The organism is Zafaria sp. Z1313, from assembly GCF_050563205.1.
Classification (GTDB): domain Bacteria; phylum Actinomycetota; class Actinomycetes; order Actinomycetales; family Micrococcaceae; genus JAZDCJ01.
Genome location: NZ_JBNWUK010000002.1, coordinates 144,665 through 159,082, shown reverse-complemented (window position 1 = coordinate 159,082; position 14,418 = coordinate 144,665). Strand labels below are relative to the sequence as shown.

The window sequence follows — 14,418 nt, the reverse complement described above, 5'->3', positions numbered from 1 at the left end:
CCGGTGGCGGTGCGGCCGGCGTCAGCCGGGGTCCGGGATGCCGGCTGGCTCCGGCTCGACGTAGCGGTAGAGGCGGGGCGGGCGGTGCTTGCCGCCCTGCAGGAACTCGCCGGTCTCGACGATCCCCGGCGAGGCGAGCAGCTGCCGGCGGAAATTGGCGGGGTCGAGGCTGCGGCCCAGCACGGCCTCGTAGACCTCCCGGACCTGCGCGAGCGTAAAGCGCTCCCCGAGGAGGCGGTGGGCGATCGAGCCGTAGGCCACCTTGTTGCGCAGCCGCCACAAGGCGTAGCGGACGATGTCCGCGTGGTCGAAGGCGAGCCCGTCCAGGACGGCCTCGTCCCCCGCGGCGAACCAGGCGACGTTGGGGTCCTCGCGCAGCACCGACGTCGGCCCCGGTTCCCCGTCCGCTCCCGTCACCGGCCGGGTTCCGGCCTCCGGGCGCGCGGGGTGCGCACCGGCGTCGGACTCCCGGACGAGCGCCCAGTAGACGATCGAGACGACGCGGCGCGACGGGGAGCGGTCGAGGCCGCCGAACGCGTACAGCTGCTCGAGGTAGCGCGGCACGAGCCCCGTCGTCGAGCGCAGGTTGGCCGCCGCGGCGTCCTGGAGCGCCTGCGTGCCTCCGAGCGGGCCGCCCGGCAGGGCCCAGCGGCCCTTGAACGGCTCGCGCGTGCGGCGCACGAGCGGCAGCCAGAGTTCCTTGCGGCCCGCGTCGGAGACGTCCGCGTCGCGCAGCGCGAAGATCACGGTCGAGACCGCGAGCTCGGGGCTCAGGGCCATGCGCTCGGAGACGTTCGCGAACTCCATGGCGGCTCCCTCCCGGCGGACGAACAAGTTATTGTCACGACGACAATAACTCAGGATACCCCTCCGGGATTGGTCCTTCCAAGCATGTGTCGCCCGAAGCGGACTCAGTCGCGGCGGGCGGCCGCGCGGGCGAGCGGCAGGGTGCGCAGCGGCAGCGGGGTGTTCAGGACCACGAGCGAGGAGGAGCGCACGACGGTTCCCGTGGAGATGACGGCGTCCAGCACGCGCTGCAGGTCCGCGTTCGAGCGGGCGACGACGCAGGCCAGCAGGTCGCTCTCGCCCGAGACGGTGTGCAGCTCGAGCACCTCGGGAATGGCGGCGAGGGCCGCGGCGACGGCATCGTGGCCCGCGTCCTGGTGGATGGCCAGGGAGCAGTACGCCCGCACCGGGAAGCCGAGGCCCTCGGCCGAGATGCGGGGACCCCACCCCGTCACGACGCCGTCGCGCTGCATCTTGTCCAGGCGCGCCTGCACCGTCGCCCGGGCCACGCCCAGCACGCGCGAGGCCTCCAGTACCGACATCCGCGGATCGTCCGAGAACAGCTCCAGCACGCGCGCATCCAGTCCGTCGACCGCCATGGCCGCACACCCCCTCGTTCAAGATGACAATTTGTCTAGCCATCATGGCAGATCGCCGCACACTTCTGACAGTTTGCGCGGTCGTTTGCTGGCAGATTGCGCCACCGTCGGCGTGTGAGTACGGTCACCGTAGGCCTTCACACGCGGAGAGGATCCATCGTGAACGACACCACCACCCTCGTCCCGGACGGCGAACCGCTGTCCGGCGACGAGCTGCTCGAGCTGTACCGCCTCATGGCGACCGTCCGGCACCTCGACGTCTCCGCCATCGCGTGGCAGCGCCAGGGCATCCTGCCCGGCTACGCCCCCATGCAGGGCCAGGAGGCCGCGCAGGTCGGCAGCGTCTTCGCCCTGGACATGGCGCGCGACTTCGTCTTCCCCACCTACCGGGAGATGGGCGCCGCCCTCGCGGCCGGCGTGGACATGCCGGAGTTCATGGCCACGCACAAGGCGACGTGGAACGGCGGACTCTACGACGCGGCGAAGTACCGCTTCACGCCGATCCAGACCGTCATCGCCGGTTCCGCGCTGCACGCCGTCGGCTGGGGCCACGGGCAGAGACTCGACGCCCTCCGCGAGGGCCGCCCGGCCGAGGACCTGCCCACGGCGCTGATCTACCTCGGCGACGGGGCGTCGTCCCAGGGCGACATCCACGAGGCCATGAACTTCGCCGGGGTCTACCGCTCCCCCGTCGTCTTCTTCGTCCAGAACAACGGCTGGGCCATCTCGGTCCCCACCGAGCGCCAGGTCGCCGGCGGTTCCGTCGCGGCCCGCGGACCGGGCTACGGCATCGCCTCGATCCGGCTCGACGGCAACGACGTCGAGGCGGTCGTGCGCGGGATGCGCGCCGCCCTCGCGCACACCCGCTCCGGCGCGGGCCCCGTGATCGTGGAGGCCATGACCTACCGGCGCGGCCCCCACTCCACGTCCGATGACCCCGGCCGCTACCGGAGCCTCGAGGACGAGCGACGCGACGCCGGCGCCGACCCCGTCGCCTCGCTGGCCGAGCGCCTGCTGGCCGAGGGCCTGGCCGACGCCGCGGACCTCGACGCCGTCCGCGCCGGGGCCGAGGCCTTCGAAGAGGCGACCCGCGCCGCCGTCGCGGCCCAGGGCCCCCGCCCCGGGGCCGAGATGTTCGAGTTCGTCTACCAGGAGCAGACCGAGGCGCTGAAGCGCCAGGCCGCCCTGTGGCGCGAGGAGTCCGAGCATGTCTAGCCCAGCCGTTACCCGAGAGGAAGCCATGGCGCGAGTGAAGCGCACCGGGACCGAGCAGCTGTCCCTGAACAAGGCCATCAACGCGGCCCTCGCCGACGTCCTCGAAGAGGATCCGCGCGCCCTCGTCCTCGGCGAGGACGTGGGACGCCTCGGCGGCGTCTTCCGCATCACCGACGGGCTCCAGGAACGCTTCGGCGAGGAGCGCGTCTTCGACACCCCGCTCGCCGAGTCCGGCATCCTGGGCATGTCCGTGGGACTGGCCATGGCCGGATACCGTCCCATCCCGGAAGTGCAGTTCGACGGCTTCACCTACCCGGCCGTGAACCAGATCGTCACGCAGATCGCCCGGATGAACTTCCGCACCCGCGGCGCCCTGCCCATGCCGATCACGCTGCGCATGCCCAGCTTCGGCGGCATCCACTCCCCCGAGCTTCACTCCGAATCGCTCGAGTGGCTCTTCGCCCACGTCGCCGGGCTCAAGGTCGTCTCCCCCTCGAATCCACACCAGGCCTACCACCTGATGCGCCACGCGGCGACCCGGCCGGATCCCGTGATCTTCATGGAGCCCAAGTCCCGCTACTGGCAGAAGGACGCCGTCGACTTCGACGAGCCGGGCCCGCTCGAGGGCTCCGTCGTCGCCCGCCCCGGCCGCCACCTCACCCTCGTCGCCTGGGGCGGCATGGTGGCCCGCTGCCTGCAGGTCGCCGAGCTGGCCGCCGAGGACGGGATCGACGTCGAGGTCCTCGACCTGCGCTGGCTCAAGCCCATCGACGCGGACGGTCTCGCGGCCTCCGTGTCCAAGACGCGCCGCGCCGTCGTCGTCCACGAGGCCCCGCGCGCCGCGGGCCTCGGCGCCGAGGTCGCGCAGACCATCACCGAGGCGTGCTTCGGTACGCTCAAGGCGCCCGTGGAGCGCGTGACGGGCTTCGACGTCCCGTTCCCCTCCGGTAGCCTTGAGGCCGAGTACATGCCGAACATCGACCGCATCCTGTATGGGATCCAACGGGTATTGGAGTACCGCCGTGGCTGAAGTTTCCTTTCCCCTTCCCGATCTGGGCGAGGGCCTCATCGAGGCCACCGTGCTGGAGTGGCTCGTCGCCGAGGGCGAGCAGGTCGAGCGCAACCAGCCCATGGTGGAGGTCGAGACCACCAAGAGCTCGCTCGAGCTGCCGAGCCCGCAGTCCGGGAAGGTCGTGCGCACCTACGGCGGGCCCGGGGACACGATCAACGTGGGCGATCCGCTCATCGTCTTCGAGGTCCCGGACGACACCGCCGGCATCGTCGGCACCGTGCCGCAGGAGACCGCGCCGAAGCGCCGCGTCCGCCTGAGCGCCGCCCTGGACGAGGACTAGCCCGTGGCCGGCGCCGCGCACCTCGTCGAGGGAACGCCGAACGGGCTCGCGGTTCGGGTCTTCGAACCCGCCGAGGACGCCGGACTGCGCCCCGTCCTGCTGATCCACGGCTTCGCCTCGTCGACCGAGCTCAACTGGGTCGCGACGGGCTGGACGGCGTTCCTGAACGACGCCGGACGCCGGGCGATCGCCGTCGACCTCCCCGGGCACGGGGCCGCGTCCGCCCCGGAGGAGCTCGACGCCTACACGCCGAGCCGGATCCGGGCGGACCTTCTGCAGGTCCTCGAGGACCAGGGGGTCCTTCCCCTGGACGAGTCCGATCCGTCCTCGGGAGTCGACGTCGTCGGCTACTCGCTCGGCGCGCGCCTGGCCTGGGAGCTCGCGGCGACGCAGCCGGAGCTCGTGCGCCGGGCGGCGCTCGGCGGGCCGGCCGCGGTCGATCCCCTCGCCGCGTTCGACCTCGCCGCCGCCCAGCGCCACCTCGCCGACGGCACGCCGATCGCGGACGAGTCCACGGCCGAGCTGCTGCGGATGGCGCGGCTCGTGCCCTCCAACGACCTCTTCGCGCTCATGAGCCTCGTGGAGGCGGTCAAGTCGGAGCCCTTCGATCCCGGGCACGCCGTACCCCGGCAGCCGCTCCTGCTCGTCGCCGGCGACCGGGACGAGCTCGCCGAGACCATGCCGCGGCTCGCCGGCATGGCGCGCGACCGCGGCGGGGACGAGGCCGCGACGGAGCTCCTGCTGCCCGCCCGCACCCACGCGAACGCGGTCACCTCGCGCGCCTTCAAGAAGGCCGCGGTCGAGTTCCTCGCGTCCTGACGGTGCCGGCGCCCGGCCCCGTTGCCGGGCATGCCGCCCCTGACCGGACCCCGCCGCGGCCGGGTCCTGCCACGGGCAGCGGCACCTGCGACGCGCCAACCCTGTCCCTGCCCGGGCAGTCCGGCCTACCCTAGCGGTATGAAACCACGTCGTGCGCTCGCAGCGGCCGGGGCCGCGATCCTCTTGCTGACCGCCTGCGGGGATGGACCCGCGGGCACGGACGACGCCCACGGGACGGACGTCGTCGGGACGTGGGGCAACCCCACGGACTCCTCCCTCCCCACCCTCGAGTTCACGGACGACGGCTCCGTGACCGGGACCGATGGATGCAACCGGCTCATGGGCGGCTGGACGGTCGAGGGCGGGCAGGTGGTCTTCGACGCGCTCGCGGGCACGATGATGGCCTGCCCCGACGTCGACACCTGGCTCTCTACCGCCGCGCGGGCCGAGCGCGAGGAGGGCATCCTGCGTGTCTTCGGCCCCGATGGGGAGCAGATCGGCACCCTCGCCGCGGTCCGCGAGGGCTCCTCCGGCTCCGGTTCCGACGTCCTGACCGACGTCGAGTGCGCCCAGGACACCACGGGCCGGTGGAACGCGCGCGGCGTCCTGGCCAATCCCGGAACGGCCGCGAACAGCTACACGGTCCGCTTCACGGTCTCGGCCGCCGACGGTTCCGTCCTCGGTTCCGCCGAGGAGAGCTACGAGCTCGACGGCGGGGCGAGCCAGGACGTCCTCATCACGGACATCCACACGGGCGACGAGGAGGGCGCCGAGTGCGCCCCGCTCGTGAGCGCGCAGCCGGCGGGCTGACGAGCGCACGGGCGCATGGACGGACCGGCGCACTGGCGCACTGGCCACGGGACCAATGAGCGGGCGGCGGCCGCGGGGACCTTGACGTAGCGCAGTTCACACGCGAGACTGGATCGTATACGATTTCGTACACAGTAACCGTCCAGCGCAGGAGGAACCGTGACCCAGGGCAACGCCGCCGCCAGCACCCGAGCCGTCGACGAGGAGGTGCTGCGGGCCGCGGGCAAGGTGCTCGCGGTGCACTTGAGCTACCGCTCACGGGCCGAGCAGCGCGGGCGGATCCCCGCGTTCCCCTCCTACTTCATGAAGGCCTCCTCCTCGCTGGCCCTGTCCGGTTCCACCGTGGAACGCCCTGCGGGCACGGAGCTGCTGGCGTTCGAGGGTGAGATCGCGCTCGTCATCGGCACCACGGCCCGGCGCGTGTCCCCCGAGGAGGCCTGGGCCCATGTCGGATGGGTCACGGCGTCCAACGACCTCGGCGTCTACGACCTCAAGTACGCGGACAAGGGCTCCAACGTCCGCTCCAAGTCCGGCGACGGCTACACGCCACTCGGCCCGGCCCTGCTCCCCGCGTCCTCCGTGGATCCGGACGCCCTGCGCCTGCGCACGTGGGTCAACGGCAGCCTCGCCCAGGACGACTCGACGGCCGGGCTCATCTTCCCCTTCGCCCAGATCGTGGCGGACCTGTCGCAGCAGATGACCCTGCACCCGGGCGACATCGTCCTCACCGGGACCCCGGCCGGCTCCTCCGTGATCGTCCCCGGCGACGTCGTCGAGGTCCAGGTCGACGACGCGGCCTCCGGGCTCGGCACGGGCCGGCTGCGCACGGAGGTCGTCGAGGGCACCGTGGCCTTCGGCTCCTTCGGCAACGGCCCGAAGACGAGCGAGGCGGACCGGATCGACGCCTACGGCTCCGAGGAGGCGGCCGGCGTCGTCCCCGCGGTCACCGGAACCTCCGCCCTGAGCGATGAGGTCAAGGCCAAGCTGCTCTCCGTGGCCACCGCGACGATCTCAGGCGCGCTGCGCAAGCGCGGGCTCAACAACGTCAGCGTCGACGGCCTCACCGCGACGAAGCCGGGCCGCAAGGCCATCGGCACCGCCCGCACGCTGCGCTACGTCCCCCACCGCGAGGACCTCTTCGCCTCCCACGGCGGCGGATACAACGCCCAGAAGCGCGTCATCGACGCCGTCGGACCCGGCGAGATCCTCGTGATGGAGGCCCGCGGGGAAAAGGGCTCCGGGACGCTCGGCGACATCCTCGCGCTGCGGGCCCAGGTCAACGGCGCCGAGGCGATCATCACCGACGGCGGCGTCCGCGACCTGTCGGAGGTCGCGGCCCTGGACATCCCGACCTTCCACAACGGCGGCCACCCGGCCGTGCTCGGGCGCAAGCACGTGCCGTGGGAGCACGACGTGACGATCGGCTGCGGCGGGACCACGATCCAGCCCGGCGACATCGTCGTGGCCGACGACAACGGCATCCTCGTCATCCCCCCGGCGCTCGCCGCGGAGATCGCCGACGAGGTCGTCGAGCAGGAGCGCCAGGACGGCTTCGTCTTCAGGATGGTCCGGGCCGGGCACAAGGTGGACGGGCTCTTCCCGATGAATCGCGAGTGGAAGGCCCGCTACCAGGCGTGGGTCGACGCGGGGGAACCCGATGGCGCCGAGTAAGTCGGAACAGGCCTACGAGCTGCTCCAGCGCAAGATCGGCGACGGGAGCTTCGGCCCGGGATACCGCCTGGTCCTCGGGGCGATCGCCGCCGAGCTCGGCTGCAGCACGGTTCCCGTCCGCGAGGCCGTGCGGCGTCTGGAGGCCGAAGGGCTCGTGACCTTCGAGCGCAACGTGGGCGCGACGGTCGCCGCCGCCGACAACACGCTGTACCTGCACACGATGCAGACCCTCGCCGTCATCGAGGGCGCGGCCACGGCCCTCGCCGCTCCGCTCCTGGACCCCGCGCAGCTCGAGCGGGCCCGCGGGCTCAACCGCGAGCTGCGCGCGTGCCTCGAGGACTTCGACCCGCCCCGCTTCACGGCCCTGAACACCGAGTTCCACGAAGTGCTCTACGGGCCGTGCCCCAACCCGCACATCCTGGACCTCGTCCACCGCGGCTGGAACAGGATGCGCACGATGCGCTCCTCGAGCTTCACGCACATCCCGGGCCGCGCCCGGCTCTCCGTCCAGGAGCACGACGCCCTGCTGGACCTCATCGAGGCCGGCGCGCCCGCGGCCGAGGTCGAGTCCGCGGCGCGCCGCCACCGCACCAACACCCTCAACGCCTACCTCGAATCCGCCGGCATGGCACCGTCGGCCCTCTAGGAACCTCCCATCGAAAGGAACACCATGAGCAAGCACTTCGTCCCGGACGAGCTGCCCACGCACCTGCGGCACTACATCGGCGGTGAGTTCGTCGACTCCGTCGGCGGCGAGACGTTCGAGGTCCTCGACCCCGTCACGAACCAGCCCTACGCGACCGCCGCCTCCGGCATGAAGGCCGACGTCGACGCCGCCGTCGCCGCCGCCCGCGAGGCCTTCGTCAACGGGCCCTGGCCGCGGATGAAGCCGCGCGAACGCGCCAGGGTCCTCTATGCGATCGCCGACGCCGTCGTCGCCCAGGAGGACCGCCTCGCCGAGATGGAGACCTTCGATACCGGCCTGCCCATCACGCAGGCCCGCGGACAGGCCCAGCGGGCCGCCGAGAACTTCCGCTTCTTCGCCGACCTGATCGTCGCGCAGCACGACAACGCCTTCAAGGTCCCCGGTTCCCAGATCAACTACGTCAACCGCAAGCCGATCGGCGTCGCGGGCCTCATCACCCCGTGGAACACCCCCTTTATGCTCGAGTCCTGGAAGCTCGCGCCGTCGATCGCCTCCGGCTGCACCGTGGTCCTGAAGCCGGCCGAGTTCACGCCCCTTTCCGCCTCCCTGTGGGCGCGGATCTTCAAGGACGCGGGACTGCCCGACGGCGTCTTCAACCTCGTCAACGGCCTCGGCGAGAGCGCCGGCGACGCGCTCGTGAAGCACCCGGACGTCCCGCTGATCTCCTTCACCGGCGAGTCCTCGACGGGCCAGACGATCTTCCGCAACTGCGCCGAGGGGCTCAAGGGCATGAGCATGGAGCTCGGCGGCAAGTCCCCGGCGATCGTGTTCGACGACGCCGACTTCGACGCGGCGATCGACTCCACCCTCTTCGGCGTGTTCTCCCTCAACGGCGAGCGCTGCACGGCCGGGAGCCGGATCCTGGTCCAGCGCGGGATCTACGAGCGCTTCGTCGAGGCCTACGCGGAACGCGCCCGCAACATCGTCGTCGGCGATCCGCACGATCCGAAGACCCAGGTCGGCGCCCTCGTGCACCCTGAGCACTACGAGAAGGTCATGTCCTACGTGGAGCTCGGCAAGGCCGAGGGCCGGCTCGTGGCCGGCGGCGGCCGCCCGGAGCACCTGCCCGAGGGCCAGGAGAACGGATCCTACGTGGCCCCGACGGTGTTCGTGGACGTCGCCCCCGACGCGCGGATCTTCCAGGAGGAGATCTTCGGCCCCGTCGTCGCCATCACGCCGTTCGACACGGACGAGGAGGCGCTGGAGCTCGCGAACAACACCAAGTACGGCCTGGCCGCCTACGTCTGGACCTCGGACCTGAAGCGCGCCCACAACTTCGCGCAGTCCGTGGAGGCCGGCATGGTCTGGCTCAACAGCCACAACGTCCGCGACCTGCGCTCCCCGTTCGGCGGCGTCAAGGCCTCGGGCCTCGGCCACGAGGGCGGCTACCGCTCGATCGACTTCTACACCGACCAGCAGGCCGTGCACATCACCCTCGGCGACGTCCACACCCCCAAGTTCGGCGCCTAGGCGCCCGCGTTTTCGAAGGAGAGAACCATGAGCAACCCCATCCCGAAGCCCTCCGTGCCCGCGCCGGACATCCTGCGCTGCGCCTACGCCGAGCTCGTCGTCACCGATCTGGAGGCCTCCCGGAGGTTCTACGTCGACGTGCTGGGCCTGCACGTGACCGAGGAGGACGAGGACCAGATCTACCTGCGCTCCTTCGAGGAGTTCATCCACCACAACCTGGTCCTGACGCGCGGCCCGGTCGCGGCCCTGAAGGCCATGGCCTTCCGGGTCCGCACTCCGCAGGACGTCGACGCCGCCGAGGCCTACTACCGCGAGCTCGGCTGCCGCACCGAACGCCGCGGCGAGGGCTTCGTCAAGGGGATCGGCGACGCCGTGCGCGTCGAGGACCCGCTGGGCTTCCCGTACGAGTTCTTCTTCGAGACGGAGCACGTCGAGCGCCTGCACATGCGCTACGACCTCTACTCCGCCGGCGAGCTCGTCCGCCTCGACCACTTCAACCAGGTCACGCCGGACGTCCCGCGCGGCCGGGCCTACCTCGAGGACCTGGGCTTCCGCGTCACGGAGGACATCAAGGACTCGGAGGGCACCACGTATGCCGCCTGGATGCACCGCAAGGGCACGGTCCACGACACGGCGCTGACCGGAGGCAATGGACCCCGGCTGCACCACATCGCGTTCTCGACCCACGAGAAGCACAACATCATCCAGATCTGCGACAAGATGGGCGCCCTGCGCATCTCGGACCGGATCGAGCGCGGCCCCGGACGCCACGGCGTCTCCAACGCGTTCTACCTGTACATCCTGGATCCGGACGGCCACCGGATCGAGATCTACACCCAGGACTACTACACGGGAGATCCCGACAACCCGGTCATCACGTGGGACGTCCACGACAACCAGCGCCGCGACTGGTGGGGCAACCCCGTGGTGCCCTCGTGGTACACCGAGGCCTCCCTCGTGCTCGACCTCGACGGCAACCCGCGCGAGGTCGTGGAACGGACCGACGATTCCGAGCTCGAGGTGACGATCGGCGCCGACGGCTTCTCCTACACGCGGGCCGGCGACGAGGACGGCAGCTACCACGGCGAGGCGGCCAAGGGCTTCAAGCTGGGCAACCAGGTCTAGTCCCCGGGAGGGTACGACGGCGGCCGGCACCTTCTGGTGCCGGCCGCCGCTTCGTTGCGCCCCCGTTCGTTGCGTGCCGGGTGGGGGCGGGGCAGACTGGGGCGCATGGACGCGCCGGCGCAGGACGGTCCCACCTACCGGGACCGCGCCCACGCCGCGCTGCTGCTCGGACGGGCCCTGCTCCCCCGGCTTCCCCGCCCGGAGGACCGCCCCGTCGTCGTCCTCGGTCTCGCCCGTGGCGGCGTCCCGATCGCCTGGGGCGTCGCCGGAGTGCTCGAGGCGGAGCCCGGGCGCGGACCGGTGGAACGCGACGTGCTCGTGGTGCGCAAGCTCGGCCTCCCGTCGAGCCCGGAGGTCGCGTTCGGGGCCGTGGCCGGACTGGCCGGCCGGCGCCACACCGAGTACGTTCCCGCGGTGCTCGCCGCCGAGATGGGCCGCCTCGGGGACCCGGCCGGTCGCCGCCGGCTCGACGACGCGCTGCGGGCCGTGGAGGAATACGAACACGAGGTGCTGGCCGCGCGGCTGCGCCGCTACCTCGGCGGGCGGGAGCAGGACGTCGCGGGCCGGGTGGTCGTGGTGTGCGACGACGGGATCGCCACCGGCGCGACGCTGCTCGCCGCCGTCGGGGTCCTCCGGGAGGCCGGGGCCGCGTACGTCGCCGCCGCCGCGCCCGTGGGCGCCCCCGGGGCGTGCCGGGCGATCGAGGCCCGCTCGGACCAGCTGATCTGCCCCCTCAGGCCCCCTCGCTTCCGCGCGGTGGGGGCACACTACGACGCCTTCGAACAGCTCGACGACGAGCGGGTCCTGGCCCTGCTGCGCGCCGGACACGGCTGAGCCGCGGGCGGGACCGGTCCGGGTGGACCGGCCGCGCCCGCGGCCCTGGCTTCCGGGACGGCCCGGCACGGCCGGCGGAGGCGCCTCGCCCCCGCCTGCGGCGTCCTACTTCGAGACGGGGGTGGGCTCGATGTCCTCGACGTGGAGGTTGTTGCCGCGCGTCTCTCCGGCCCACAGCACGCCCGCGATCGAGACCACGGTGATCACCATGATGTAGATCGAGATGGAGATCGAGCTGCCCGTGGCCTCCAGGAGGGCCTGGGCGATCGTCGCGGCGAACGCGCCGCCGAGGATCGCGCCGAGGGCGTAGCCGATCGAGATGCCCGAGTAGCGGATGTGCGCCGGGAACATCTCCGCGTACATCGCCGACTGCGGGCCGTAGGACAGGCCGAGGCCGATCGTGAGGACGAAGATCGCGAAGCCGTAGAGGAACAGGTTGCGCGTGTCGATCAGCATGAACATCGGGATCATCCAGACGAACACGATGCCGTAGCCGATGAGGAAGGTGTTGCGGCGCCCGAGGTAGTCGGAGATCCAGCCGCCGATGAGCGTGAAGATCAGCCAGCCGAACGAGCCGACCGTCGTGGCCAGCAGGACCGGGGTCACGGGCATCTCCAGGACGCGCGTCGTGTAGGCGATGAAGAACGCGATCAGCAGGTAGCCGGCGGCGTTGTTCGAGATGAAGATCAGCGCGGCCTTGACGACCTCCGCCGTGTTGGTCCGGAAGAGGTCGCGCAGCGGCGTGTGCTCGGAGGCCTTGCGCTGCTCGAGCTGCTTGAAGACCGGGGACTCCTCGACGGCACGGCGGATCATGTAGCCCACGACGATCAGGATGATCGAGAGCAGGAACGGAATGCGCCAGCCCCAGGCGTTGAACTCCTCGGGGGTCATCGACAGGCGCAGGACGAGGAGCAGGCCCGTGGCCAGGATCATGCCGATCGGGACGCCGATCTGCGGGAACGCGCCGAAGAGGCCGCGGCGGTGGTTGGGCGCGTGCTCGACGGCCATCAGGGCGGCACCGCCCCACTCGCCGCCGGCGGAGAAGCCCTGGACGATGCGCAGCAGCACCAGGAGGATGGGGGCCCACAGGCCGATCTGCGCGTAGGTGGGCAGCAGGCCGATGAGCGAGGTCGCGACGCCCATCAGGATGAGCGTGGCCACGAGGACGCGCTTGCGGCCGAACTTGTCGCCGAGGTGTCCCGCGATGACCGCTCCGAGCGGGCGGAAGAGGAAGGAGATGCCGATCATCGCGAACGCGAGGATCTGGCCCAGCCCGGGGTTGCTCTCGTTGAGCGGGGCGAGGAACAGGGGCGTCAGCAGGGTCGCCGTCAGCTGGGCGAAGATGAAGAAGTCGTACCACTCGATGGTGGTGCCGACCAGGGTGCCGGCGAGGACGCGGCGTTCCTCGTTCCGCTTCTTCGCGGGAGGCAGGTCGATGGTGCTCATGGATGCTCCGGTGGGTCGTCGTGACAGCGGTGGTGATTTACCGAACGTTCGTACGGTATATGTGATCTAGGACATGGTAGCGCGGATCACAGCCCGGGGCCACGTCTGTCCGCCGGCACCTCATCCCTCCAGCAGTCGGCGGACCCGTTCCCGCGCCGGGCCGCGGTCGTAGCCGTTGACGAGGGCGCCCGCCATCCGCACGGGATCACCGAAGAAGAAGTACTCGTAGAGCGCCTGGCGGGAGGAGAAGCCGCTGATCGAGGCGTCGTAGGCGAGCTTGAAGAGGCGGATCCGCTCGGGACCCGTCAGCCCCTTGGACTGGAGGTAGAGCTCGATGTCGTCCCGGGCGATCGCGAGGTCGGCCTCGCCGGGAAGGCCCATGAGCCCGGACGCGCAGAACGTGCGGATGATCTCCGGGAAGCGCTGGGAGGCCTTGGGATACCAGTTCCGGGCCGCGTTCAGCGTGGGCCAGTGGGGCAGGTAGACGCCGTCCGGGCTCGGGGCCGCCTGGGCCTCGGCGGCCACGGCGAGGGCCTTGCCGATCTCGACCGTGCGGACGAGCTCGGCCAGGTCCTCCTGGATGTGCTGGAAGCCGTCGATCCCGATCGCGTCCGCGATCTCCGAGGCGAGCCCCAGGAAGAACTCGCTCTTGGCCACCGTGCGCGTCAGGACCTGATGGGTCATCAGGGCCGCCGCGCCCGTGTCCTGGTACCACGCGTTGCACAGCTCCGGGCGGCCCAGCATAAAGACCCGCTCGTTCGGCACGAAGACCTCGTCGAAGACCACGACGGCGTCGACCTCGTCGTAGCGCGAGGCGAGGGGCTCGTCGTGCGCGCTCCCCCCGTGGTGCAGTCCGGTGCGGCACAGGTAGCGCAGTCCCGGCGCGTCGTTCCGGAGCGCGAAGGCGAAGGAGAAGGGCGCGTCGTCGGGCGAGCCGCGCAGGACGGTGGAGGGGAAGACGAGCAGCTCGTCGGCGATCGGGGCCACGGTGGCGAGCATGCGTGCTCCCGTGACCACGATCCCGTCCGGCCGCTCCTCGACCACGCGGGCGGCGAGCTGGCCGCCCAGCTGCTCCGAGCCGGAGACCGAGCGGTTCGCCTGTGGCGGGATGAGCGTGTGCGTCGCGAGCAGGTCGTGCTCCCGGGCGTAGGCCGTGTAGGCCTCGATGCGCTCCCCGAAGACGGGATCGGCGCGGGAGAAGAACGTCTTGGCGGAGGCCAGCGCCGTCAGGCAGGAGTTCATGTAGTCGCCCGTGCGCCCGAGGAAGCCGTTGCTGTGCCGGGCCCAGACGGTCGCGGCCTCGCGGCGCCGCGCCAGGTCCGCGGCCGAGCGTGGCACGAGGAACGACGTCGAGACCCGCTCCCCGGATTCCGGGTCAACGAAGCTCAGGACGTCGCGGTGGCGGGGATCGTGCTGGAGGTCGTAGAGCCCCGCGTAGCTGCGCGCGACGCCCGCGAAGGCCGGGTGGGCGGTGAGGCCTCCCGAGACCACCTCGCCGTCGATGACGAGATGCGGGCGCATCGCGTCGAGCTTGTCGAGGAACTCGCGTCCCGTCCTGATTCCCATGGTGGTCCCTTTCCTGTGG

14 protein-coding genes are annotated in these 14,418 nt (G+C 71.4%); 10 read left to right on the top strand and 4 right to left on the bottom strand.

Features of this window, described 5'->3' with window-relative positions; translation table 11 throughout:
* Nucleotides 1-21 precede the first annotated feature (21 nt).
* Both ACQ3I4_RS04005 and ACQ3I4_RS04000 read right to left on the bottom strand, forming a co-directional pair.
* Nucleotides 22-807: an NUDIX hydrolase gene (locus ACQ3I4_RS04005; RefSeq protein ID WP_329860935.1), complete on the bottom strand. Its 786-nt coding sequence runs from the start codon at nt 805-807 to the stop codon at nt 22-24.
* 104 nt (nt 808-911) lie between these two features.
* A complete protein-coding gene (locus ACQ3I4_RS04000) occupies nt 912-1,385 on the bottom strand; it encodes an Lrp/AsnC family transcriptional regulator (protein ID WP_329860937.1) in 474 nt (157 codons plus the stop codon).
* Nucleotides 1,386-1,619: 234 nt separating this feature from the next.
* Here ACQ3I4_RS04000 and ACQ3I4_RS03995 point away from each other — a divergent pair, with 234 nt between their 5' ends.
* The 10 genes from ACQ3I4_RS03995 to ACQ3I4_RS03950 all read left to right on the top strand — a co-directional run bounded on the left by ACQ3I4_RS03995 (nt 1,620) and on the right by ACQ3I4_RS03950 (nt 11,387).
* Nucleotides 1,620-2,600 carry a thiamine pyrophosphate-dependent enzyme gene (locus ACQ3I4_RS03995; protein ID WP_329861028.1) on the top strand — a complete coding sequence of 327 codons (981 nt, stop codon included), beginning with the start codon at nt 1,620-1,622 and terminating at the stop codon, nt 2,598-2,600.
* 25 nt (nt 2,601-2,625) lie between these two features.
* The gene (locus ACQ3I4_RS03990; RefSeq protein WP_329860939.1) at nt 2,626-3,630 is read left to right on the top strand and encodes an alpha-ketoacid dehydrogenase subunit beta; all 1,005 of its coding nucleotides are present in this window, start codon (nt 2,626-2,628) and stop codon (nt 3,628-3,630) included.
* Nucleotides 3,623-3,952 carry a biotin/lipoyl-containing protein gene (locus ACQ3I4_RS03985; RefSeq protein ID WP_329860941.1) on the top strand — a complete coding sequence of 110 codons (330 nt, stop codon included), beginning with the start codon at nt 3,623-3,625 and terminating at the stop codon, nt 3,950-3,952. The genes ACQ3I4_RS03990 and ACQ3I4_RS03985 overlap by 8 nt, the downstream gene beginning before the upstream one ends.
* A gap of 3 nt (nt 3,953-3,955) precedes the next feature.
* On the top strand, nt 3,956-4,771 hold the full coding sequence (locus ACQ3I4_RS03980; RefSeq protein ID WP_329860943.1) for an alpha/beta fold hydrolase: 816 nt from the start codon (nt 3,956-3,958) through the stop codon (nt 4,769-4,771).
* 138 nt (nt 4,772-4,909) lie between these two features.
* Nucleotides 4,910-5,581, top strand: coding sequence for an META domain-containing protein (locus ACQ3I4_RS03975; RefSeq protein WP_430632864.1), 672 nt, complete (start codon nt 4,910-4,912; stop codon nt 5,579-5,581).
* 159 nt (nt 5,582-5,740) lie between these two features.
* Complete coding sequence (locus ACQ3I4_RS03970) at nt 5,741-7,252, top strand: fumarylacetoacetate hydrolase family protein (protein WP_430632863.1); 1,512 nt, start codon at nt 5,741-5,743, stop codon at nt 7,250-7,252.
* On the top strand, nt 7,239-7,898 hold the full coding sequence (locus ACQ3I4_RS03965; RefSeq protein WP_430632862.1) for a GntR family transcriptional regulator: 660 nt from the start codon (nt 7,239-7,241) through the stop codon (nt 7,896-7,898). Before ACQ3I4_RS03970 ends, ACQ3I4_RS03965 begins: the two co-directional genes overlap by 14 nt.
* Nucleotides 7,899-7,922: 24 nt before the next feature.
* Complete coding sequence (gene hpaE / locus ACQ3I4_RS03960) at nt 7,923-9,428, top strand: 5-carboxymethyl-2-hydroxymuconate semialdehyde dehydrogenase (RefSeq protein WP_430632861.1); 1,506 nt, start codon at nt 7,923-7,925, stop codon at nt 9,426-9,428.
* A gap of 27 nt (nt 9,429-9,455) precedes the next feature.
* Nucleotides 9,456-10,553 carry a 3,4-dihydroxyphenylacetate 2,3-dioxygenase gene (hpaD, locus tag ACQ3I4_RS03955; RefSeq protein ID WP_430632860.1) on the top strand — a complete coding sequence of 366 codons (1,098 nt, stop codon included), beginning with the start codon at nt 9,456-9,458 and terminating at the stop codon, nt 10,551-10,553.
* A 105-nt stretch (nt 10,554-10,658) separates the two neighbouring features.
* The gene (locus tag ACQ3I4_RS03950; protein ID WP_329860950.1) at nt 10,659-11,387 is read left to right on the top strand and encodes a phosphoribosyltransferase family protein; all 729 of its coding nucleotides are present in this window, start codon (nt 10,659-10,661) and stop codon (nt 11,385-11,387) included.
* 105 nt (nt 11,388-11,492) lie between these two features.
* On the opposite strand, the gene ACQ3I4_RS03945 is transcribed toward ACQ3I4_RS03950, so the two are convergent.
* Nucleotides 11,493-12,833 (bottom strand): MFS transporter, encoded by a 1,341-nt coding sequence (locus ACQ3I4_RS03945; protein ID WP_329860951.1) that lies wholly within the window; start codon nt 12,831-12,833, stop codon nt 11,493-11,495.
* Between the two features lie 120 nt (nt 12,834-12,953).
* On the bottom strand, nt 12,954-14,399 hold the full coding sequence (gene hpaB / locus ACQ3I4_RS03940) for a 4-hydroxyphenylacetate 3-monooxygenase, oxygenase component (RefSeq protein ID WP_329860952.1): 1,446 nt from the start codon (nt 14,397-14,399) through the stop codon (nt 12,954-12,956).
* Nucleotides 14,400-14,418: the final 19 nt, after the last annotated feature.